Genomic DNA, 22,108 nt, shown 5'->3' with positions numbered 1-22,108 from the left:
CGCTTCAGCCCACCGCGGGAGTGAGGGCTACAGCTCCCGCTGGGCCTCGTAGGAGTTCGAGGGCTACAGCTCCCGCTGAGCCTCATAAAGGTTCCGCGGCCGGACCACGTCCGTCGTGCCGTACAGCTCCAGCCGGGAGTGCAGGTCGCCCGTGAAGTCGGGCACGTCGATCTGGTCGAACTCGCTGACCTCGTTCAGGCCGACGGTCGCCGACCAGGGGGCCAGTCCGTCGATCTTCATCAGGCCGGCGCGGCCGTTGGTGACGCGGATGTTCCAGTGGGTGAAGCGGGCGCCGAAGAGGGGCCCCGCGGACGCGTCCCCGCCGTGGCGGCCGTTGTTGTTCACCGTGATGTCCGTGCGGACGTTCGCGAACGGCAGCCCGCGGTGCGAGTCGAACGTGCCCATCTGCATCTCGCCGCGCGACCAGACGTTGTACGAGGACAGTCCCTCCACGTTGATGCCGTGGAGCTGGGTGTTCGGCGGGGCCGGGACCGTGCGCTGCTCGATGGTGAAGTCCTCGATCAGGTTGTCGTGCGCGCCCTCCCGGCAGAAGTACGGGTGGTGCGAGCCCCGGCCCGTCACACGGGTGCGGCGCAGGGTGCAGGAGGAGGCGGCGACCAGGCCGAAGCCGTTGTCCACATCGGTGACGACGACATCGTCGGCCCAGCAGTCGTACGCACACTGGAACACGACCCCGTTGTAGCCCTTGTCGAGCAGGTGCGGGGCCTGCGGGGTCTCGACCGCCCGGAGGGTCAGTCCCTCCACGCCGGCGCCGGTCAGCGCCGGTACGAGTGTCGTCAGACGCGGGTCCCACTCCGGGCGCACATCGAGCGGCAGGGGTCGCTCGAACGTGACCTTCCGGCCCGACACGCGCGCGATGCGCACGGGCCACTCATAGGGGACGTACGACGTCAGCTTGGTCTTGTCGTCCCAGACGTACGCCTCCGGGCCCGGCCCGCCGCCGGACATGTGTTCCAGGAGGGTGTGCCCGGCGTCGTCCGCGAGGCGGAGCAGGACGAGCTGTCCCGGCCTCAGCCCCTGGGCGTCGGCGACCGTCACCGTCCAGGAGCCCTGCCGGGCCGGGGACACCGTGGTCAGTGTCTCCCATTCGTCGCGCTTGTTGCCGGTCCAGCCCTCGAACGGCCACGCCTTCGCCTGGATGGCCGAGACCAGGGAGTCCCAACGGGCCGTCGGTGCCAGCCAGATGAGGCCGCCGGCCCAGGACCAGGAGGACTTGTCGCCGCCGTACCGGGAGCCGTAGACGCCGATCAGTTCGGTGAGGTTCTTCGTCGCGTACAGCGTCGTACGGCCGCTGCCCGCGCCCCGCAGCACGACGTTGTCGTACCCGATGCGGATCAGGCCGTCGATGCGGAAGGTGCCGGGCGGAATGATGACCGTGCCACCGCCGGCCCTCCCGGCAGCGGCGATGGCACGGTTGATCGCGGGTGCGCAGTCGGTCGTGCCGTCCGCCACGGCTCCGTACGCGGTCACGTCGGCCACCACGGGGCGGCGGGGGAAGTGCGCCGCCCCGCGGCGGTGGCCGGCCCGGCCGACGTAGGGGATCTGCGGGTGGGTGAAGGGAGCGCGGACGAACTCGCGCCAGAGCGGGGGCACTTCACCCCGCGGCGAGGCGGGTGCGGCGGCCGTCGCCGTCGTTCCGGTTACGGCGACGGCCGCCACGGCGATGGCGCTGCCGAGCAGGCTCCGTCTGCTGATGTCCGCGTGCCCCATGCCCATGCCCGAACCGCCTTCCCAGGATTCCGAGGACTCTCAGAGACGCGAATTTCCATCGCCGTACCCGTGGAACGGCCATGGAGCGTCCATCGCCGTATCCATGGAGCACCCATAGAGCGTCCATGGATATGAACGACGTTCATATCTGCGTCAGCAGTGAGCATGCCACGGGCCCCACCGACCGAGAAAGGGTCGTGCAGGGATTGGCGGGTACGGTCCAGAGGGTCAGTTCCCGGAGCGTCGAGTCAGATGGCTGAACGCGTCCAGGTTGCGCGTCGACTCCCCCCGCGCCACCCTCCAGGCGTACTCCTTGCGGATCGCGGAGGCGAACCCCAGTTCCAGAAGGGTGTTGAAACTGCCGTCCGCCGCCTCCAGGACCGAGCCGAGCAACCGGTCCACCTCCTCGGGGGTGACCGCGGCCAGCGGCAGCCTGCCCGTCAGATAGATGTCGCCGAGCGGGTCGACGGCGTAACTCACGCCGTAGAGCTTGAGGTTGCGCTCCAGCAGCCAGCGGTGGACCGCGGACTCGTTCTCGTCGGGGTGGCGGATCACGAAGGCGTTGAGGGACAGGGAGTGCCTGCCGACGATCAGGGAGACGGTCGTCGACAGCTTGCGCGTCCCGGGGAGCTTCACGACGTACGAGCCCGACTGAGGGCTCTCCCATTCCAGTTCGGCGTCCTTGAGGACCCCTTCGATGACCTGCGCCGCCCGCTGTTCCTCAGCCATGCGGGCAGCGTAACGCGACGGGCGTCAGCCGTGGTGCGCACGCACCCGGCGCCGGTGGGCCCCCATGGCCTCCGTGTACACCCCGGCGGTCGCCGCGGCCGCCGTGTCCCAGCCGAACGACTCGGCGTGCCGGGCCGCGGCCTCGCCCATCCGGGCGCACAGCAGCGGGTCGTCGGCGAAGCCGCTCAGTACGCGCGCGTAGGCGGCGGGGTCGTGCCCCTGGACCAGGAATCCGGTCCGCCCGTCCCGGACGGCGACGGGCAGCCCGCCGACCGAGGCCGCCAGCACCGGCGTACCGGCCGCCTGCGCCTCGATGGCGACGAGTCCGAAGGACTCGTTGTAGGACGGCATGACCAGGACGGAGGCGGCACGGAACCAGTCGGCGAGCTGCTCCTGTCCGACGGGCGGCCGGAAACGCACGACGTCGGCTATCCCGAGCCGGGCGGCGAGCTTCTGCAGCCCCTCCGGCTTGGCGAGACCGCTGCCGCTCGGGCCACCCACGACCGGTACGACGATGCGGGAGCGCAGCTCGGGGCGCTCGTCGAGGAGGACGGCGACGGCGTGCAGCAGCACGTCGGGTGCCTTGAGGGGCTGTATGCGGCCCGCGAAGAGGGGGATCAGCGCGTCCTGCGGAAGTCCGAGCCGGGCGCGGGCGGCGGCGCGGCCGTCGGCGGGGCAGAAGCGCTCCAGATTGACCCCCGGGTGGACGACGGCGACCTTGCCGGGGTCGGCCGCGTAGTGCCGTACGAGTTCGGAGGCCTCCTCGGCGGTGTTGGCGATGAGCCGGTCGGCGGCGGTCACGATCTGGGTCTCGCCGATCACACGGGCGGCGGGCTCGGGGGTGTCGCCCTCGGCGAGGGAGGCGTTCTTGACCTTGGCCATGGTGTGCATGGCGTGCACCAGCGGGGCGCCCCAGCGCTGGGCGGCCAGCCAGCCGACATGGCCGGAGAGCCAGTAATGGGAGTGCACGAGGTCGTAGTAGCCGGGGCGGTGGCCGGCCCAGGCCTGCATCACGCCGTGGGTGAAGGCGCACAGCTGGGCGGGCAGGTCCTCCTTGGCGAGCCCTTCGTAGGGTCCGGCGTCGATGTGCCGGACGAGGACGCCGGGCGCGAGTTCGACGGCCGGCGGGAGGGCGGCCGTGGTGGCCCGGGTGAAGATCTCGACCTCGATGTTGATCGCGGCCAGGCGCTGGGCCAGCTCCACGATGTAGACGTTCATGCCTCCGGCGTCGCCCGTGCCGGGCTGGTGCAGCGGCGAGGTGTGCACGGAGAGCATGGCAATGCGACGGGGCCTGCGGTGCGGCAGCCGAAGCCGGGGGGAAGCCGCCGGGGAGCGACGCCCGAGCCTGCTGGCGTACTGGCTCACGTCGCGTTCCTCCTTGTTGCGTGCATGCCGTGTGCGAGGAGCGCACACCCTCCTCAGGGTGGGAACGCCAGGGCGGGGCGCTCCATTTCCCCCGCGGATGGCTTTGCCGAATCATTACCGATTTCCGATCAACCGTTCGACGGGCGGGTACACAGGGATCTTGGTCGCCCAGTTATCCACAGGCCGCCCGCCCCCTCGTTATCCACAGGCCGCCCGCCACCCCCGCGCCGCCGCTTACTCTCGTACGCATGTCAACCCGCGCCGCGTCCCGCCCCGTGGGTACGGTGACGCGCGGGACCACCAATCCGAACCGGCTGCGCCGGATGGACCGCTGGATCACCGCCGTCCACGGCGCCGAGCTGCGCCGCACGGCGGACCCCCTGGCCGTCGACCTCGGGTACGGGGCCGCCCCCTGGACCGCGGTCGAGCTGCTGCACCGCCTGCGCACGGCCGCGCCCCGCACCCGGGTGGTCGGGGTGGAGATCGAGCCCGCCCGGGTCGCGGCCGCGCGGCCGTACGCCCGCGAGGGCCTGACCTTCCGGCACGGCGGCTTCGAGGTGCCGGTGCCCGGCCGCCCCTGCCTCATCCGCGCCGCCAACGTCCTGCGGCAGTACGACGAGGGAGAGGTCGCCGCCGTCTGGGAGCGGCTGTGCGCCCGCCTCTCCCCCGCCGACCCGGCGACCGGCTCCCGCGGCGGACTGCTCGTCGACGGCACCTGCGACGAGATCGGCCGCCGTCACGTATGGGTCGCCCTCGGCCCGGAGGGGCCGCGCACGGTCACCTTCGCCACCCGCCTCGGTTCCCTGGACCGCCCGTCCGACCTGGCCGAGCGACTGCCGAAGGCACTGATCCACCGCAATGTCCCGGGCGAGCCGGTGCACGCCTTCCTGCGCGACTTCGACCGCGCCTGGGCCGCCTCCGCGCCCTTCGCGTCCTACGGCGCGCGCCAGCGCTGGATACGCACGGCCCGCCGGCTGACGGCGGACTGGCCGGTGACCGACGGCCCGGCGCGCTGGCGCCAGGGCGAAGTCACGGTCGCCTGGGGAGCCTTGGCGCCTCGCGCCTGACACGCTTCCCGACCCGCGAGAGGGGAACGATTCCCCTGCGCCCTTCGTCACATTCGCGGGAGAGCGCCGTACGGGGGTGGCCAAGGGGGCAGGAAGAGCACCGGGCGTGGGTGACCGAGGGGCAGGTAGAGCACCGGGCGCGGGTGACCGAGGGGCAGGGAGACGGCCATACGGGAGCGGTCGGCAGGGCAGGGAGACAGCCGCACGAGAGTGGCCGCAAGAACAGGGAAACGGCCGTACGAGAGCGGCCGAGAAGGCAGGGAGATCGTCGTACCAGGTGCGGCAGGCGGGGGAATTTCTGTGCGGCCAAGTCCCGTCCCTGTCACTTTGCCCGCCGACATGGCACGATCCCCCAGGCATTGCAAGTTACTGACGGTAAACAAGATGTGGGGGCGAAGTATGGGATCCGGGAAGCGGGCCCTGACCACGGCGGCCATCGCCCTGGTCTGCGCGGTCACCGTGCTGGGCGCACCGGGCGCCGCGTATGCGAGCCCGGGCCGGCCGGCCCCCGCACCCACTCCGCCCGACGATCCGGCCCCGGCGGCCGACGGGTCGACTGCGTCGGCCGACGGGTCAACTCCGGTGGCCGGCAAGGACCTGGAAGCGGTCCGCAGAAAACTGGACAAGCTGTACCACGACGCCGCGGTCGCCACAGACGCGTACAACGCGGCCGAGGAGCAGACCGAGCAGCAGTCGGCACGGATCGTCGACCTGGCCCGGGGGATCACCGAGGGCCGGCAGAGGCTGGCCGAGTTGAAGGACCGGGCAGGTGCCGCGGCCCGCGCCCAGTACCGCGGCGGCGGGCTGCCGCCCGAGGTCCGGCTCTGGCTGAGCAACGACCCGCAGAAGTTCCTCGACGGCGCGGGCACCGTCCGCCAGGGCGAGCACGCGACCGAGGGACTGCTCACCGAGATGACGCGCACCCAGGAGGACTTGAACCAGTACGCGCGAGACGCCGCCGACCAGTGGAAGGCACTCGACGCCCACCGCAAGGCCAAGGCCGAGGCCAAGAAGAAGATCGAGAAGGAGATCGCCGCCGCCGAGGAACTCCAGTCCCGGCTGAAGAAGCAGGAACGGGAGCAGCTGCGGAAGCTGGAGGAACAGGCCGCGCACCAGGCCCAGACCGCCTGGCTCGACACCGGCATACTCAAGGACATCAGCACCAAGGCCTCCGCGGAGGGCCGCAAGGCGGTGCAGTTCGCGACCGACCAGATCGGCAAACCGTACGTGTGGGGCGCCGAGGGCCCGAAGTCCTACGACTGCTCGGGGCTGACGTCCCAGGCCTGGGCTGCGGCGGGCACCACCATCCCGCGCACCTCGCAGGAGCAGTGGAAGCGGCTCAGACACGTCGACGTCAAGGACATGCGCCCCGGTGATCTGATCATCTACTTCCAGGACGCCAGCCATGTGGCGATGTACGTCGGCAACGGCGCGATCGTCCACGCACCGCGCCCGGGACGCACGGTGACGATCGCGGGCGCCGGCACGATGCCGATCCTGGGAGTGGTGCGCCCGGACACGGCGTGAGGGCCGGGCCGTCCCCCGTGACGGGCCCCACATGACACGGCGCACGCCACCCCCGGCCCCCGCCCTACGTGACATTCGTCATCCCCGGTGACGTCACCCGAGTCCAACTGCGGTACGGGATGCGGCATATGACAGCGGCCCGTCGCCCAATACCACGCCACCGGGCATTCCGCTGCGGCCTCGGCTACCGCTAAGGTCCCCGTCGGTGGGTCGAGGTCCCTCGCCCCACCGGTGCCCTCGGGGGGAGGGAAGGAACCCAAGACGATGCCCGTACCCGTACCGCGGCAGAGAGTGATCCCGGCCGTGGAGAGTGGTCAGGCTCAAGCCGCGTCCCTGCCCGGGACCCAGGCCGCACCGGGGCCGACCACCCGCACCAAGGCCCCGGCCGACACGCTCACCCTGCTGGTGATCGAGGACGACCCGACCGGCGCGCCCATCGTGCCCGAGCTGCTCGACTCGGCGGGCCGCCCCATCCGGCTGCGCACCGCCCGTAACCTCACCGAGGCCGAGCGGCTGCTCACCGACGACGTCCACTGCATCCTGCTGGACCTCGCGCTGCCCGCTCCCGGCCGGGCCGCCGAGGAGAACGACGAGCTGGCCGTGCTGCGGCACGTGCTCCAGCTCGCGCCCCGCCATGCCGTGCTCGCCCTCACCGCGTCCGGCGACGCCGAGCGCGGCGCCGAGGCCGTACGCGTCGGCGCCCAGGACTACCTGTTCCGCGACGAGCTCGACGGACGCCTGCTGAGCCGCGCGATCCGCTACGCGGTCGAACGCAAGCGGTCCGACACAGCCGAGCGGCGGTTGACGGAGTCCAGGCTGCGGGCGCAGGAGAACGCCCGTCTGGAACGCGGTCTGCTGCCCACCCCGCTGCTCGAGGGCTCCTCGCTGCGCTTCGCGGCCCGCTACCGCCCCGGCCGTTCGCGCGCGCTGCTCGGTGGTGACTTCTACGACACGGTGCGTACGCCGGACGGCACGGTGCACGCGATGATCGGCGACGTCTGCGGGCACGGCCCGGACGAGGCCGCACTCGGTGTGGAACTGCGCATCGCCTGGCGTGCGCTGACGCTGGCGGGCCTGTGCGGCGACGAGCTGCTGTCCACGCTCCAGCAGGTCCTGGAGCACGAGCGGGACAACGACGAGATCTTCGCGACGCTGTGCACGGTGGACATCGCGCCGGACGGCCGCCGCGCCGGGCTGTGCCTGGCCGGCCACCCGGCCCCGCTGATCGCACGGCCGGGCCCGTCCGGCGAGCCGCCCACGGCCGAGCTGCTGCCGTACGGCAACAACGGTCCCGCGCTCGGCCTGCTGCCGCGCGCCCGCTGGCCGCGGACCCAGGTCGAGCTGGGCTCTGCCTGGAGCCTGATGCTCTACACGGACGGTCTGATCGAGGGGCGCGTCGGCGAGGGCCGGGAGCGCCTAGGCCAGGACGGCATGGTGGAACTCGTCCGTCGCCGGCTGGCCGAGGGCCTGACCGGCGAGGCGCTGCTGCGCGCGACGGTCAGGGAGGTCCGCGACCTCAACGGCGGAGAGCTGACGGACGACGTGGCGGTCGTCCTGCTCGACCGCGCGCCGTAACCCCGGGTGCGAACGGGCCGGGGCTACCGTCCGCCGTTGTACGGGCCGTAGGGTCCGTCGCTGCTGCTTCCGCGCCGGCGACGGCCCCAGCCGCCGCCCGAGACCTGCTTGAGCGCGGGCCGGACGTCCACGAAGAACACGATCGTGGCGACCAGACCGGCGAGCTGGAGGAAGAGCATCGGCACCAGCAGGTTCACAGCGACCGCGATACCGAGGATGATCAGCCAGAAGCCCTTGTTCTGCTTGTCGGCGGCGCGATACGCGTCGTCTCGGTACAGCGTGGCCATCACCAGTGCCACCACGGCGAGCACCAGCATGGCGAGATAGAGCAGCGACAAGAAGCCGCCGAATGCCGTCATCAGCACAATGCCCACCACCCGGGTCGAGTCCTCTGTACGGCCACCGTACCCGTGTCCGGCCGCCGTGTATCCGTACAACGGGCCGAGCACCGGCGAAGTGCCCGGCCCGTCACCGGTGGCCCGCCGCACACGGGGCCGCTCATGCGGTGCCTACTTGGCCGGCGGGGTGGTCTTCCTCGCCACCGGCTTGCGGACCGGCGCCGGCTTCTTCGGCGCGGCCTTCTTGTCGTCGGCGGGCTCGGCCTTGGCCTCGCCCGGCTTCTGCTCGTCCCTGACCTCGACGGGCTCCGCCTTGCCCTCGACGACGACGGCGAGGTCCTCGATCTCGTCGGCGGCCTCGCCGCGCCAGGTCTTCACGGCCTGCTCGCCGTGCTCGGCGACCTTCTCGTAGGTCTCCCGGGCCTTGACCGCGTACTCGGCGGCGACACCGACGCCACGCAGGGCGATGTCCTGGGCGGTCTCACCGAGCTTCTTCAGGTCGGCGTCGAGGGTGCCCCCGAACTTCTTCAGGTCCGAGTCGAGCGAGGTCAGGAACTCGCCGACCCTCGCCTGGATGGTCTCCTGCGTCACCTTCACCCGGGCGCCGGCCTCCTTGGCACGGGCCGCGGCCTTCTCCTGGACCTCCTTCGGGTCGGTGTTGCGCACCGCCTCGATGCGGGCCGGGGCCTCGGTGCGCAGCTGCTCGACCAGACCGGGGACCTTCCGGGCCTGCTGGATGGCCAGGTCGGCGGTGCCGGCGGCGAAGTAGAGCGGGGTCGGGTCGCTGAGGGTCTTGCGCAGGTCGTCGGTGATGGCCATGGGAACAGTCCTCCCGGTTCGGCTTTCGACTGAGGGTTTGAGGCGGTCCGCCGCTCGCGCTCCGGTCGCCCCGACCGGCCTGGTCATGCCGGCCGGCCCGGTCGACGGGTGTCGCGCCGCGGACCGGCATCGCTGTCGTCGGCCGTGCGGGGGCCGGAGGTGTCGGTGTCCTGGACGTCGTCCGTGTCCGGAGCCTTCGGGGCCACCCGGCCGTTCTCGTCCGCCGTGCCCGCCGCGATCTCGAACCCGTTCTCCTTGCGGAAGGACTCGTAGATCTGGAGCAGCACCTGCTTCTGCCGCTCGGTGAGCGTGGGATCGGCGAGGATGACGGCGTACGTCGCGCCCTCCCCCCTGTCCCGCTCGGCGTCGAGGATGCCGGCCCGCACGTACAGCGTCTCGGCGGAGATCCGCAGCGCCTTGGCGACCTGCTGCAGCACCTCCGCGCTCGGCTTGCGCAGCCCGCGCTCGATCTGGCTCAGATACGGATTGGACACCCCGGCGGCTTCGGCGAGCTGCCGGAGCGAGAGCTGCGCGTTGCGCCGCTGTTCGCGCAGGTACTCGCCGAGATTGCCGACGTTGAGCGATGCCATGCCTCCACTGTGCCCCACCCCCGCTAACAATTGCAAGCAACCCGCTTGCAAGAGTGCGCCGCGCCGCGGGGGCCGGGATGTCTTGAAGTGTCCTGTTGTCCGTTCTCAGTAGATGTGGCGAGTCTCAGCGGTTCCGGCAAACGACCTGGCGGAGTCCCGGCGAAGCTGGTCGGCCTGTACGGTCCACCGCATGGTTGACGAGTTCGACGTGGCTCAAGCTCTGCGCGGTGGGATACCCGGCAGGGCGCGAGCCTGGGCCTTCGTTCGGGACTTTGCCGCAGCGTGTGCGGAGCCGCTCGCCGACGGCGCGGGTACGCGAGCGGAGGAGCTGGAGCGAGCCGAGGAGACGCTGGGGCTCACGCTGTAACGACGACTGTCCGTGCCCTGTCCTACTGTCCTGGCATGACTGAGCAGGACCTTCTCGAAAAGGTGCACCACCTGGCGTGGGTAGACACCGGGCACCTGGAATGCCAGGAGGCGGGGCACGCGCCAGGCCATGTATGTCTACCACTGCCCCAAGACATGACCTTCCCCGCGCTACTGGAGAAGCTGGGCAACTGGTACGGGCGTCCACGCCCGCTCGTCGACAACGGGCACACCGATCCGAAGACGACTGAGGGGACCGGGCTGCCACTTGTCGAGCCGTTCGGCCAGGACCTGGTTGAGATGCACGCCTGGGCGTGCCGGAGCCGGTGGATCGGCTGCGGTACCACCCGTATTGGAGACGGCATACAACCGGGGGTACTCATTGCCGAGCGAGCGGACCCCGCGGCCGGCGGGCTGCCACCGGACGCCTCATGGTTGGACAAGGTCGTCGCCATCACGGGATGGAGCGCGGATGTGCCCCACACGGTGGACTGGGCAGATGTCGAGAGCCGACTGGGCACCGCGCTACCGAGTGACTACAAGCAGCTGGCAGAACTATTCGGATACGGCGCCTTCGACGGCTACCTGAGCTTGTCTGTCCCGAGCGGACGACATCACAAGCGCAACATCGGAACGGCTCCCGACATTGTCCGGGACACCGAATGGCTGGCCCAGTGGCGTGAGCAGCACCGCAACCTCTGGGAACCGTACGACGTGTTCCCGGCCCCAGGTGGGCTGCTGAAATGGGGAACAACCCCCGACGGGACCGATGAGGTCTTCTGGCTCGCACAGGGCACCGACCCTGACCAATGGCCCGTCCTCGTAACCGATGACGCCCGTGACGTCTGGGAGCGGTTTGACGGCTCAACCACCGAATTCATCTACCGCATGCTCACCGACAGGCAGCACACCCTCTCCACCGCCAAATACTTCGATATCCACTGGTTCATGCCGTTGTAGAACAGCGCCTCGGACCTTGCGCCAGGGTGCTCGCAACCCTGCCGAGATCCTGTCATGTCAGCATCGAAAACAGGTACTCAGAGCCGTTGGAAGCCGACGAACTGCCTTTCTAGGCACCCGATGGTCTGCTTGGATGACCGGGAAAGTCTGTGAATCGAGCGCAACGGGGGCGCGAGAATGACTGATCCGTACATCATTCTCAACGAACTCGCCCAGGAGCTTCGGCCGATGCCACAGGAAATCGAGTGGTTCGAGGGCCTCTCGACTGAGAGCAGTCCAACACCCTGCGCCTCCTGTCACATTTCTGAATTCAGGCCCGCGCCACCGCCGAGGACGGCCCGGAAAGTATCCGACGCGCCGGACTCCGCGCCACGCACACACCGGCAGTTCTGATCACACGAGGGCGGATCGACCAGCAACTCGGAAAGATCGCCAGTCTCACCCCGCACGACGAGCGCCTCAAGTCATTCCGGCTACTGATCGCGGTGCTGGCCGTCGCCGACGAACGCCGACGAGAGCGCTTCTGCTCCGACGGTTGCGGCCACGCGTGGCATCGCCTGTCTGTCGACACCCCCGAAGCCTCGGCCTGATGCCTCGCGCTTTCGCGCCTACCGGGCCAGTGGCCGGAGGGGAAACATCACGCTCAGCCTCGGCAGTTTGCGCATCGCCTCGTCTTCGCATCGCACGTCCCACTGCTCGCCGCGCGCCCCTGGATTGCCGCCTACAGCGCCCTGCTCGGCTTCGACCGCTTCATAGAATGCGTCGCCGCAGTCGTCATCCGCGCGGGTGAGTAGCCCATACGCCTCCATGGCGACGTAGTCGAGAGACTCCCACTCCGGCCAGTCGTCGTTCCAGAGCTCCCGAGGGCGACCCACCAGGCACTGAACCTCTGGAGTGTCGGCCAGAGCGTCGGGATCGATCACTGCCCGCACGAAGGCTTCCCGACCGATCCCCACCATCCACAGGCCGAAGTAGCAGAATCCGTCGTCCGAACACCAGCCGCCCTATGTGCGCCTGGCCGCCGATGCCAGCGTTCCGCCCGCCGTGCAGGACCGCATGATTCGCGAAGCCGACGCGCTCACACCGGACAACCCCTTCGACGTCCGGACACTCCAGGGGAGTCACCTGCGCTGGCTCGTCCACCCGAAGCCCGCCGCCGAGCTGCTCGCAGACCTCGCAGCGCGCTGACACTCCACCCGGCGCTTGGCGGTGTTGCAGCAGGTGCACCGGACCCCATCGCGTGAGCAAGCTCAGGCCGGCGCACCGGCACGCCCAAGTCCAGTGGGATCCCGCAGGCTCACCCCACCAGGAACGCCGGGGCGATCGGTGGACTTTCGCGATGCACGCCCCCAGAGGCGGCTGCCCACGGTTGAGCGGGAGAGGAGGAGCCCGCTCGTCCCACTCAACCGTAAGCACCGCAGTCAGAGCCCCAGGGCACCTGCGGCGGCATTGCGGCGCTCCACGCTGCGCGTTGCCCACCCTGGACAGGCCTGACCAGCCCGAACGGCGGGCGGGTTGTCGGGCGGCCCGAGAACCCTGGCGTCGCGGGGGACGAGGTTTACTATTGCGCAACAGTCAGTTCATAATGCCGCACCTTATGATGCGCTTGCCCAGCCCCAGCGGGCGTTGGGAACCGTCGAGCGCCGTGGGACATTGTCTTGGCCGAGGCTCTGCGACCGGACGGCACCGAGCAATACGATCTCAGGCGTCGGACGCGGAATCTCCGACTGAATCGGCGGACGAGAGGACGGCGGATGCTGGCGGAGGCGTTCACGGCACTGGCCGCAGCGGGAGGTACCGCGGTGGTGCAGGCGGCAGGAACCAGTACCTGGACGGGATTCCAGCATGCGGTCGCCCGATGGTTCGGGCACGGAGATGAGGAGCGAGAGCGTGTCGAGTTGGAGCGCCTCGATCGAAGCGCGGACGCGCTCATGGCCGCCGCCGGGGGCAGTGAAGCCGACACGGTCGCTATCAGGCAACAGGCCGCGTGGCAGGCGCACTTCGAGCGGGCCCTGGAGAGTCTGAGTCAGTGCGAGCAGGAGCGGGCCGCCGAGGAACTGCGTGCTCTGCTCGACGCTCAGGTCGCCCCGGGCACCGTGTCCGCCGGTGACCGTGGACAGGCCATCGGCGGCGATGTGGATATCAGGGCCGACCATGGCTCCGTAGCCGCCTTGCGCGTTGGGGACGTGACATTGGGAACCCCTCCGACGCCGGGCCCGACACAAGGCTGAACGGACCCGGCTCCTCCGAAGCCCCACAGATCATCTCGGCTCATACCGTCATCAGCGCATCCGGCGGAGGGCTCGCCGTCGGCCACGCCGACCACGTCACGTACTACGTCCGACCGCCGCAACCGGATCACGCCGCCTGCAACAGCCGTGCCGACGCCCCCGAGCCACACCTTGACCGGTACTTGCGGGCCGCTCGGCTCGCCGCCGACCACCACCCATACCCCGGCCTCGTCGATGGTGCTGCCGCCGCATCCCTGGCCGAGGTCTATCTGCAGCAGTGGGCCGGCCGTGGGCTCGGCCACAATGACGACCCGCTGCCCCTCGACGTCCGCTCACCGGCTGAGGCAGGCGGGCGGGCCGGAGTGGCTGAGGCTCGGGGCGGGCCGCTGATGGCTACCGAAACCGTCTTCGCCGATGGTGACCGCTTGCGCGTGCTCTCGGCCGGCCCCGGGGGCGGCAAGTCCACCTTGCTGCGCCGCCACTTGGCGCTGGCGTCGAGCCACTGGCTGAACCGGGCAGATGACGCGGAACGCGGAGGGAGCGGAGACGGCGGTCAGGGTCTCACTGCGGTTCCTGTCCTGATCCGTGCCACGAGCCTGGTGGGTGCCCCCCTTCTGCCCCGGGTCTTGGCCCGCGCCGTCACAGAAGAACTCGGCCCGTACGGGCTGCGCGCAGAACTGCCCGAGGAATTCTTCGGCCGCCATCCACTGCCCGGCATTCCCTGGCTGGTGCTGGTCGACGGACTCGACGAGGTTCCCGACCACGCCAGCCGTCTCGACCTGCTTGAGCGGTTGGCCCGGGAGGCCGTACAGAAGCCGCTGGTGTACCGATTCGTTGTCGCGACCCGCCCCCTGCCCGAGGGGGAGCTTGACCGCCTCGGCCCCGATGCCGCCCACTTCGAACTGCAACCTTTCACCGCCGCCGACGTACGCACGTATGCACAAAGATGGTTCCGTGACCTGCCGGACGCCGGGGGCCATGTGCGGCAGTTCACGGCTCACCTGCAACGGACCGGCTTGATCAGCTTGGCCCGCATCCCGCTGATGGCCTCCATGCTGTGCCAGCTCTATGCCGCCGACCCGACCAAGCCCCTCCCCGACGGCCGTACCGGGGCGTACCAGGCATTCGTCGAGATGCTGTACGCGCAGAACACTCACAAGCACGTGGCACGCACCCATGAGGAGGCGATCCGCCAACTCAAGGACCGTCACCAGATTCCTCGGGACAACCGGGCGGCTGAGCAGGCGGCCCAGCAGGTACGCGACCACCTGCCGGAGTTGATCGACCACCTGGCCCATGAGCGGATCAAGGGCGACAGCTCCCCGGCCCTCCGGATCCTGGCCTCCTATTTGGCTGCCCAGTTCGACGTGAGGCGGCCGACGCGGCTGCAAGAACCACTCTGGAACGCGTTCCTGGGCGACCTGTTGCGCTCCACCGGTCTGCTGGTGCAACGCGCGGGCCACTTCGACTTCCCACACCAGACCCTCCTCGAGTACCACGCCGCCCGCCACGCCACCCGAGACGAACGGGCACGCGCCCAGCTGGTACACGACCTGTTCCCCTTCCTGCGTGCGGATTTCAAGGCCAGGGTCTTCGAGGGTTGGAAGCTGCACCGTATGAGCTCGTCCTACCTCGGCTTCCTCCTCGACGGCCTCTTCGCGGCCGGCGATCACACAGCGCGCGACATCATCCGGGTGCTGGAGCGCCTCGGGACGCGCGGAGGGAGGCTCGCATGCTCGTTCCTCGTCGAACAGGTACGCCTGCAGACCAACCTTCCATCCGGAAACACCGCCGCTCTGCTCGTCCGCTTCGCCGAGAACACCAACCTGCACGCCGACCACCGCCTGGCGGCTGCCGAAGCGCTGGCTCAGGTCGAGGGACACCGAGAAGAGGGCGCCGCTCTGCTCGTCTCCTACGCCACCCAGGGCCGCAACCGGCTGCGCGCCGCCCTCGCCTTGGCCCGACTCCACGACCCGCGCAGCGCCACATTACTCACCGCCATCGTCGACGACACCACGCTGAACGCCCAGACTCGCGCCACTGCCATCCGCACACTGGCCGAGATCGTCCGCGAACCGGCGGCCGACCAGCTCGCTGACTTCGCCCGCCGCGCCACCTTGAGCGACACCCTCCGCATCCTGGCGGCCCGGTTCCTGGCCGAGATCGACGGCCGCAGAGACGACGGCACCACATTGCTCATGCGCTTCGCCAACGACACCGGTATGCCCAGGGACAGCCGCATCACGGCGGCCCAGGCCCTGGCCGTCCTTGCAGACCCGCGGGCAGCCGCCCCACTCGTTGACATCGCCAACGACCCCACCTTGAAAGCCGGCCAACGCGCCCGAGCCGCCCGGAAGTTGACCACGCTGCCCGTGTACCGGGAGGAAGGCGCCCGGCTGCTCTCCGCCCTCGCCAACGACGCGACCCTGCCGCAGGCACACCGCATATCAGCTGCCTGGTCCCTGGCCAAGGTACCCGGGTACCGGGACGAGAGCACCGAGCTGCTCGCCGCTCTCGCCGACGACGGCACGTTGAAGGCCGTTCACCGGGTGCTTGCCGCTCGGACCCTCGCCCTCCTCGGTGACGAGCGCGCCGCCGCGCCGCTCGCCGCCCTCGTCAACACCCCCTCGCTCGAATATGACCACGGCATGGACTCCGCCTGGGACCTGGCCAAGTACGTTTCCCGAGAACTTGGCGCTGATCTCCTCGCCGACATCGCCGGTGACACCGCCCTGGACGCCCCTACGCGAGCGAAGGCCGCCCGCACCCTCGCAGAGGTCGGCGACGCCCGGACCGTCAGGCTGCTCACCGCTGCCATTCGCACCCCTGCCCAGCACGATCCCCACCTCGTCAAGGGAATCTGGTGCCTGTCCAACCTGGGCAATAGCGCGGCCGAACAGCTGGCCCAACTCGCTGGGGACACCGCCTTGGCCGGGGAGTTCCGCATACAGGCCGCCAGGGGGCTGACCCAGATCAGTGACGAGCGCGCGCCCGCCCTGCTCGCGGCCATCGCCAGGGACACCGGAGTGGACCCGTATGACCGTGGGGCCGCCGCGGAACGCCTTGCCCAGCTTGGCGACGACGAGTCCACCGCGGTGCTCGCGGCCCTCGCCGCCGACACATCCTTGGACGGCAGTATCGCGCTGAGTGCCGTTCAGACCCTGGCCGACGGGGCGGGGCGCAGGGAGTTGAAAGCCGAGTGCCTGGCCGAATTCGCCGTTGACGCACGCCTGCGGGGCGCCATCCGCCTGGCGTCCGCCCGAGGCCTGGCCCGCCTCGGTGACCCACGTGCCCCCGACCTACTCGCGGCCATCGCCCGCGACGCCGACCTGAATGGTGAACACCGCGTCGTGGCCGCCTGGGCCATGGCCAAGGTAAACGGGTACCGACACCTGGAGGAGGGGACTCGGCTCCTCGCCCGCCTCGCCCGCTGCTGCGGCGACACCACCCTGCACACCGACGGACGCGTACCGGCTGCCCGGGCGCTCGTCCTCCTCGGCGACGAACGAGCCCCTGCCTTGCGCGCCGCCCTTCCCAAAGAGAGCGCCTTCGACAGTCACGCCCTCGTCTGGGTCGCCCACGGCCTGATCATCGAGGGAAATACAGAGGAAGGCGCGAGCCTGCTCGCCGCCCTCGCCGATGACGCCACCCAGAACGCCGACACCCGCGCGGAGGCTGCCCGGTTCCTGGTCCGCGCGGCGGAACACAGGCGCGGGAGCCACGGCTACGGAGGAACCGGCCACAAGCAGAAGGGCATCGAGTCCCTGGCCGCCATCGCCGGCGACACTGGCCTGGACGATAAGGCCCGGCTCAAGGCCGCCAGGGCTCTAGCCGACCTCGAGGGTCACTATGAGGCTGGTTCCTTCGTCCGAACCAACGAACGCGCCGCGCAGTTGCTCGCAGCCCTCGCCGATGATCCCACCGTGAACGACGACACTCGCACATGGGCCACCCGACTTCGCGCCACCTTCGCCTCCCGTCGAATGCGGTGGACCAGCACTGTCCAAGATCCATCAGAACCGGCCTAGCTGGCTGTCGGGCGGCCCTTCCTTGTGGCGCCCGTCCGCAGGTCAGGTGCGTATGAGCGGGGGAGATCCACTGAGCAGGCGTGGGGCCACCCCCGAGCAGGGGGTGGTCGGTTTCAACGAGCGTCATCACAGCGGACCCGTCGTCCTATCGTTGGCGGATGCGCGCACGCCGTATTGGCCGCCCGGCCGATCTCGACGCGGTCCGTGAGTCCTATGACCGGGTGGCGGACAACTACGCCCACATGGTGGTGACGACGGGAGTCGGCGACATCCGTAGGCACCCCTGGCTCAAGGCGTCGATCGACGCTTTCGCTGACACAGTGAGCGGGCTTGGACCGGTCCTCGATGTCGGATGCGGGCCCGGAACGGTGACCGCCTACCTCGCGGAGCGCGGACTCGACGTGTCCGGCGTCGATCTCTCACCCGGCGTGATCGAAAACGCGCGCCGTCTTCATCCGCAATGCCGCTTCAGCGTCGCCTCTGCCACCGACCTCAGCCTTGGCGAAGCGTCCCTCGGCGGCGTGCTCGGGTGGTGGTCACTCGGCACCGGGCGAGCGGGGCGCGTCAGGTGCCCGGCGCGGTGCCCACCGCCCGGTGCGACCTGTGGTCCCCGTGGTCCCTGTGGCGCCCGTACGGCAGTGCTCGGGCGAGGTGCGGGTTGATGGTGGATCTGTCCCGCAGGCCCAGCGCGGCCGTCGCCTCCACCAGCGTCATCGCGTAGGTGTCCACCGCCCGGCGCACGTTCGGGGCCGCCAGGCCCTCGCCCGCCACCAGGCGGTCCAGGTCCACGTACGCGGAGCGGATGATCTCGATCCACCGGTACACCCGCCAGTCGTCCTGCCAGCCCTTGGTGCAGTCGTCCGGCAACCGGCGTGACCAGCGGCTCAGCAGCCGCCGGCGGATGTCCGGGCGGGTGGGCGTCAGATGCATATGGCGGACCAGGTCGTACAGCGGGTCGCCGATCATGGCCATCTCCCAGTCGATGAGGGTGAGGCCGCCGTCCGCGCGGCGTACGAGGTTCCACGGGTTGAGGTCGCCGTGCAGCAGCACCGACCGGCGCGGGGCGAGGATGTGGCGGGTGAGGATCTCGTCGAGCCGGACACTGTCCGGAAGTCCCAGTTCCCGGGCCAGGTCCCTGGTGCCCTTGGGCAGCTCACCGACCAGGCGGACCAGCTCGGCCCGCAGCCAGGAGTAGAAGTCCACGTCCCTGAAGACGGGGTCCACCCGGTCACGGGGGACGGCCGTCAGTTCGGCGAGCTGGTCGACGAGGTCGTCCGCCTCGTGCGGCAGCAGTCCGTCCTCGGGGTGGGCGGGCGGCCGGATGCCGCCCACCGGCCCCTCGTAGGTGTGGATGGTGAACTGCTCGCGCAGTCCGCTGGTGCCCAGGGCCAGCACCCGCGGCGCGCGCACCCGGACCCCGGTCTGTTCGATCGCGCCCAGCACCACGTGCTCGTTGAGGAAGCGCCGCTCCAGGGGGACCGACGATCCCGCCTTGCGGCGCACCATGACCGGGAAGTCGACCCCCTGCACCCGCACGGCCGTGTTGAGGTGGGCCGTGCCCTTGAACACCTGGTCCGCCGACGCGGCCCCTTCCTCGAACAGCGCGCGGCTGACCGCCCAGAGGGGGAAGTCCGGACGGAGGGGAACCCGCTGGTCGCGCTCCCAGACGAGCTGGGACGTGGTGTGTTCCCGGCGGGGCCGGACGCTGTGGGACTCGTTCCACCGGAAGAGGACGCGTTCGATCTGCCGCTCGTCCGGCACGTTCTTCAGACACAGCGGCTCCTGCGCCGCCACCAGCGCCCCGTGCACCGCCTGGGTGGCGGCATCCAGGTCACGCTGGTCGAAGGAGTCGCCGAGCGACTCGGCGGCGCGCATCACGTCCGGATAGACGGACTGGGCGCGTTCGAAGGCCAGATAGTGCTTCAGGTCCCGGTCGAGTCCGTGGACGGCCCTGCCGCGCCGCTCCCCCATGACCGTGCGCCAGGTTTCGACGACCTCGTCCCCCTGATGGCTCGGGTACCGCATGCGCACCAGGTGGGTGGCGAGGTCGTGCAGGGGATCGCCGTACGTGGCCAGCTCCCAGTCGACGCAGACCAGCGGCCGATCACCGGGGAGGGACACGATGACGTTGTCCCGGTGCAGATCGGTGTGGAGCAGGCTGAAGGGGCGGCTGATGAGCGCGGGCACCCGTTCCGCGAAGCGGACCATGGCGTCCTCGGGGATGCCCAGCATCGCGAACAGACCGCCGAACCGGGGCCAGTTGCGCACTCTGATCTGCTCCTCCGCCGCACGGGCGAGGGCGCGCAGAAAGGCCCTGCCGTCCCGGCTGGACCGCGGCCAGGACACGGGCAGCGGCGGCAGGTGCCGTCGCGGTACCTGGGTCATGTCCGCGAGCAGGCCCGCCAGGGCGGTGATGAGGCCGGAGTCCAGCGGGGTGCCGTCGGGGCGGATGCTCGACAGGGGGACGCCCTCGACGTGACTGAGTACGACGATGTCCTGGTGCCTGGCCAGACAGCGCGGCACGTGCGGCAGGACGCCCCGGACCGCGTCGAGGATCTCTGACTCGTCCTGCCAGGTCCTGATGGCCACGGGCAGCGCGGACGGGATCCGCTGCCGCACCGTGACCGCCGCGCCGTCGTCTCCCGCCACCAGAGCGGAGTCCTGCTCGGTCAGCGGCCTCACCGTGTAGTTCAGGTGGTGATGGCCGCGGTCGAAGGAGCCCAGTGCCCGGGCGTAGCGCAGAAACCTTGCGTACGCGTCGTCCGGCGACCGCCCGAGAGCGCGGTGGTCAGGCTGTGGCGGACCGCCCAACGATGACTCCTGCATGACTGTGCGGCATCCTCGATGTTCATGCGCCGCGAACGAGGTGGGCACACCCTAGGGCATCGGTCCCCATACCGAAGAACGGGCACGGCATTCCCCGCGGATTCGGGCGCTCGCGGCACTCGGAAGGTGCACGCGCCGTGAGCCCGCACAGGCCCGGGGCGCAGGTCGGATCTCCTCGGCCGGCAGCGGTCGGCGGGAGTCGAACCACCCCCGCATGCTCTCCATGAACACGGAGCCCTGCGCGCGCGTCAGATGCGTTCGCGCAGGATCCGCAGCACCGGTTCGAGCGAGACCAGGACGCACTCGGCTCCCGCCTCCCGCAGCGCCTCCTTCTGGCGGCCGCTGCCCGCGTAGCCGAGGAACGGCACCCCGGCCTGCCGGGCCGCGTAAAGATCGGAGGGGGTGTCGCCGATCATCAGGGCGGAGGACAGCGAGGCGCCCAGCGCGCCGAGGGCACGGTTGAGGCAGTGCGGGTCCGGCTTGAGCTGGTGCAGATCACGGGTGCGGCCATAGACATGGGGGGCGAAGCAGCCGGTCAGGCCGCGGTCGGCGAGGTAGCCGGCGGCGGTCCGCGGCGAGTTGTTCGTCGTGATGGCCAGTCTCGCCCCACGGGCGGCCCAGGTCCGGATCAGCGGATCCGCGTAGGCGGTGGGCCGGGCGGAGACCACCGCCTTGAGCTCCTGCCGGGTGAGCCGCTCCTCCAGTTCGGCCACCAGATCGCTGTGCGGGCGCCGGCGGTTCACCGCGTGGAGGACGGCCATGGGATCCGGGTGGACGCGTTCCTCCTCCGTCAGCAGGTCCTGCAGCCCCCGCCCCGCCAGCCACTCGACCAGGTCCTTCGCAATACCCTCGGCCGAGTGCCGCGCGAACAGGCGGCAGACCGGCCCGTCGAAATCGAAGAGCACGAAACGCACGGGACCGATCAGTTCCCGCACCTGCTCGTTCCCTTCCGTCTCTTCCGTCTCTTCCGCGTTTTGATCAGTCTGTGTCGTATCAAGGGTCATTAGGAGAGTGTCAGGTCCGTGGTGATGGTTTCCCAGAGGGCGTCGAACCACTTCTGGGACTGCTCCACGAACGCGGCGTCCCGGGTGCCCGTCCGGCGCTCGAAGGAGAAGAGGAGCGACTTGGCACCCAGGGTGTCGTACATCTCCAGGGTCCGGCTCCCCACCTCCTCCTCCCGCTTGGTGAGCATGTAGTACGCGATCAGGGCCTCCGCGCCGTTGAGGAGGTAGAGCTTCACGGGCGGGGTGAAGGGCAGGGCGCGGAAGGTCACCCGGACGTCGATGCCGTGCGTCGCGCGCAGGGCCTGGAGGTTGTGGCGCAGGACGTGCCCCTGGGCGTTGCGCTGCTCGAGCCAGCGCTGGTGGACCGGGTCCTCGTCGCCGGGGCTCGTGACGGAGATCGGGAACGCGAGGTTGATCTCCCGGGAGGGCAGGAGGATCCGCACGTCGATCGACTGGGGGCGGATACGGTCCTCGTGGATCTGCCGTACCGGTTCGCTGAGGGCCAGCATCAGCGTCTCGGCGGTCAGGCAGGCCGCGTCGATGCGGACATGCGGCGCCGCGAACGCCTCCGTGAGCCTCGGCGCCAGTGCGACCATCGTCGGCTGCGGCTCGTCGCTGACCGGCGGGGGTCCGGCGACCCGTGGCGGGCTGCCCTTGCTGACGTTGCTGAGCAGGCCTTCCTCATGGAGGGCGCGCACGGCCTGGCGGACCGCGCCCCGCTCCACCCCGAACTCCTCGGCCAACTCGGCCTGGGTGGGCAGCCGGTCGCCGGCCTTCAGGTCGCCGGTACGGATACGGGACCGCAGCGCGTCGGCGATCTCCCGAGGTGAAGACCTTCTGCTGCCGTTCGCTACGACGTTCTCCTGGGTCACGACCAAACGTTACAACCTCCGTCCATCTAGAAGGAGTTGTTTAAGACTCGCTTATTACTCACGACCAACTAAGGACAGTT

The 22,108-nt window shown here is 70.2% G+C and carries 17 protein-coding genes and 3 pseudogenes; 10 read left to right on the top strand and 10 right to left on the bottom strand.

Annotated elements, in window-relative coordinates; all coding sequences use genetic code 11:
* Positions 1–63 precede the first annotated feature (63 nt).
* The 3 genes from ACWD5Q_RS23715 to mshA all read right to left on the bottom strand — a co-directional run bounded on the left by ACWD5Q_RS23715 (position 64) and on the right by mshA (position 3,825).
* Positions 64–1,731, bottom strand: a complete 1,668-nt coding sequence (locus ACWD5Q_RS23715; protein WP_451429060.1) for a glycosyl hydrolase family 28-related protein — start codon at positions 1,729–1,731, stop codon at positions 64–66.
* Positions 1,732–1,959: 228 nt separating this feature from the next.
* Positions 1,960–2,460, bottom strand: a complete 501-nt coding sequence (locus ACWD5Q_RS23710; protein ID WP_451429029.1) for a YbjN domain-containing protein — start codon at positions 2,458–2,460, stop codon at positions 1,960–1,962.
* Positions 2,461–2,484: 24 nt separating this feature from the next.
* Positions 2,485–3,825 carry a D-inositol-3-phosphate glycosyltransferase gene (mshA, locus tag ACWD5Q_RS23705; protein ID WP_451429028.1) on the bottom strand — a complete coding sequence of 447 codons (1,341 nt, stop codon included), beginning with the start codon at positions 3,823–3,825 and terminating at the stop codon, positions 2,485–2,487.
* Between the two features lie 248 nt (positions 3,826–4,073).
* On the opposite strand from mshA, the gene ACWD5Q_RS23700 reads away from it, so the two are divergent.
* From ACWD5Q_RS23700 to ACWD5Q_RS23690, 3 genes are all read left to right on the top strand, one after another.
* Positions 4,074–4,892 carry a class I SAM-dependent methyltransferase gene (locus ACWD5Q_RS23700; protein ID WP_451429027.1) on the top strand — a complete coding sequence of 273 codons (819 nt, stop codon included), beginning with the start codon at positions 4,074–4,076 and terminating at the stop codon, positions 4,890–4,892.
* A gap of 399 nt (positions 4,893–5,291) precedes the next feature.
* The gene (locus ACWD5Q_RS23695; protein WP_451429026.1) at positions 5,292–6,419 is read left to right on the top strand and encodes a C40 family peptidase; all 1,128 of its coding nucleotides are present in this window, start codon (positions 5,292–5,294) and stop codon (positions 6,417–6,419) included.
* 264 nt (positions 6,420–6,683) lie between these two features.
* A complete protein-coding gene (locus tag ACWD5Q_RS23690; RefSeq protein ID WP_451429025.1) occupies positions 6,684–7,994 on the top strand; it encodes a PP2C family protein-serine/threonine phosphatase in 1,311 nt (436 codons plus the stop codon).
* Positions 7,995–8,017: 23 nt separating this feature from the next.
* Here the strand turns inward: ACWD5Q_RS23690 and ACWD5Q_RS23685 are convergent, their stop codons facing one another.
* From ACWD5Q_RS23685 to ACWD5Q_RS23675, 3 genes are all read right to left on the bottom strand, one after another.
* The gene (locus ACWD5Q_RS23685) at positions 8,018–8,353 is read right to left on the bottom strand and encodes a DUF2516 family protein (protein ID WP_451429059.1); all 336 of its coding nucleotides are present in this window, start codon (positions 8,351–8,353) and stop codon (positions 8,018–8,020) included.
* A 150-nt stretch (positions 8,354–8,503) separates the two neighbouring features.
* Positions 8,504–9,151, bottom strand: coding sequence for a hypothetical protein (locus ACWD5Q_RS23680; protein WP_451429024.1), 648 nt, complete (start codon positions 9,149–9,151; stop codon positions 8,504–8,506).
* Between the two features lie 83 nt (positions 9,152–9,234).
* Positions 9,235–9,741: a helix-turn-helix domain-containing protein gene (locus tag ACWD5Q_RS23675; RefSeq protein WP_451429023.1), complete on the bottom strand. Its 507-nt coding sequence runs from the start codon at positions 9,739–9,741 to the stop codon at positions 9,235–9,237.
* Positions 9,742–9,931: 190 nt separating this feature from the next.
* Between ACWD5Q_RS23675 and ACWD5Q_RS23670 the strand changes: the two genes are divergently transcribed.
* The 3 genes from ACWD5Q_RS23670 (at position 9,932) to ACWD5Q_RS23660 (ending at position 11,657) form a co-directional block, all read left to right on the top strand.
* Positions 9,932–10,108 (top strand): hypothetical protein, encoded by a 177-nt coding sequence (locus ACWD5Q_RS23670; protein ID WP_451429022.1) that lies wholly within the window; start codon positions 9,932–9,934, stop codon positions 10,106–10,108.
* Positions 10,109–10,143: 35 nt separating this feature from the next.
* Positions 10,144–11,067 (top strand): hypothetical protein, encoded by a 924-nt coding sequence (locus ACWD5Q_RS23665; protein ID WP_451429021.1) that lies wholly within the window; start codon positions 10,144–10,146, stop codon positions 11,065–11,067.
* Positions 11,068–11,375: 308 nt separating this feature from the next.
* A complete protein-coding gene (locus ACWD5Q_RS23660; RefSeq protein ID WP_451429058.1) occupies positions 11,376–11,657 on the top strand; it encodes a DUF5958 family protein in 282 nt (93 codons plus the stop codon).
* Positions 11,658–11,675: 18 nt separating this feature from the next.
* Here the strand turns inward: ACWD5Q_RS23660 and ACWD5Q_RS23655 are convergent.
* A pseudogene (locus ACWD5Q_RS23655) lies at positions 11,676–12,056 on the bottom strand (DUF4240 domain-containing protein); the annotation flags it as partial.
* Positions 12,057–12,072: 16 nt separating this feature from the next.
* Between ACWD5Q_RS23655 and ACWD5Q_RS23650 the strand changes: the two are divergent.
* The 4 genes and pseudogenes from ACWD5Q_RS23650 to ACWD5Q_RS23635 form a co-directional block, all read left to right on the top strand.
* A pseudogene (locus ACWD5Q_RS23650) lies at positions 12,073–12,255 on the top strand (alpha/beta hydrolase); the annotation flags it as partial.
* Positions 12,256–12,821: 566 nt separating this feature from the next.
* The gene (locus tag ACWD5Q_RS23645) at positions 12,822–13,298 is read left to right on the top strand and encodes a hypothetical protein (protein ID WP_451429020.1); all 477 of its coding nucleotides are present in this window, start codon (positions 12,822–12,824) and stop codon (positions 13,296–13,298) included.
* 389 nt (positions 13,299–13,687) lie between these two features.
* Complete coding sequence (locus ACWD5Q_RS23640; protein ID WP_451429019.1) at positions 13,688–17,326, top strand: NACHT domain-containing protein; 3,639 nt, start codon at positions 13,688–13,690, stop codon at positions 17,324–17,326.
* A 158-nt stretch (positions 17,327–17,484) separates the two neighbouring features.
* A pseudogene (locus ACWD5Q_RS23635) lies at positions 17,485–17,868 on the top strand (class I SAM-dependent methyltransferase); the annotation flags it as partial.
* Between the two features lie 22 nt (positions 17,869–17,890).
* On the opposite strand, the gene ACWD5Q_RS23630 reads toward ACWD5Q_RS23635, so the two are convergent.
* The 3 genes from ACWD5Q_RS23630 to ACWD5Q_RS23620 form a co-directional block, all read right to left on the bottom strand.
* On the bottom strand, positions 17,891–20,152 hold the full coding sequence (locus ACWD5Q_RS23630) for a phosphotransferase (RefSeq protein ID WP_451429018.1): 2,262 nt from the start codon (positions 20,150–20,152) through the stop codon (positions 17,891–17,893).
* 248 nt (positions 20,153–20,400) lie between these two features.
* Positions 20,401–21,156: an HAD family hydrolase gene (locus ACWD5Q_RS23625; RefSeq protein WP_451429017.1), complete on the bottom strand. Its 756-nt coding sequence runs from the start codon at positions 21,154–21,156 to the stop codon at positions 20,401–20,403.
* Complete coding sequence (locus tag ACWD5Q_RS23620) at positions 21,156–22,034, bottom strand: GntR family transcriptional regulator (RefSeq protein WP_451429016.1); 879 nt, start codon at positions 22,032–22,034, stop codon at positions 21,156–21,158. The genes ACWD5Q_RS23625 and ACWD5Q_RS23620 overlap by 1 nt, the downstream gene beginning before the upstream one ends.
* Positions 22,035–22,108: the final 74 nt, after the last annotated feature.

The sequence above is a fragment of the Streptomyces sp. NPDC002513 genome, assembly GCF_053595355.1.
This window is presented reverse-complemented; position numbering and strand designations above follow the sequence as displayed.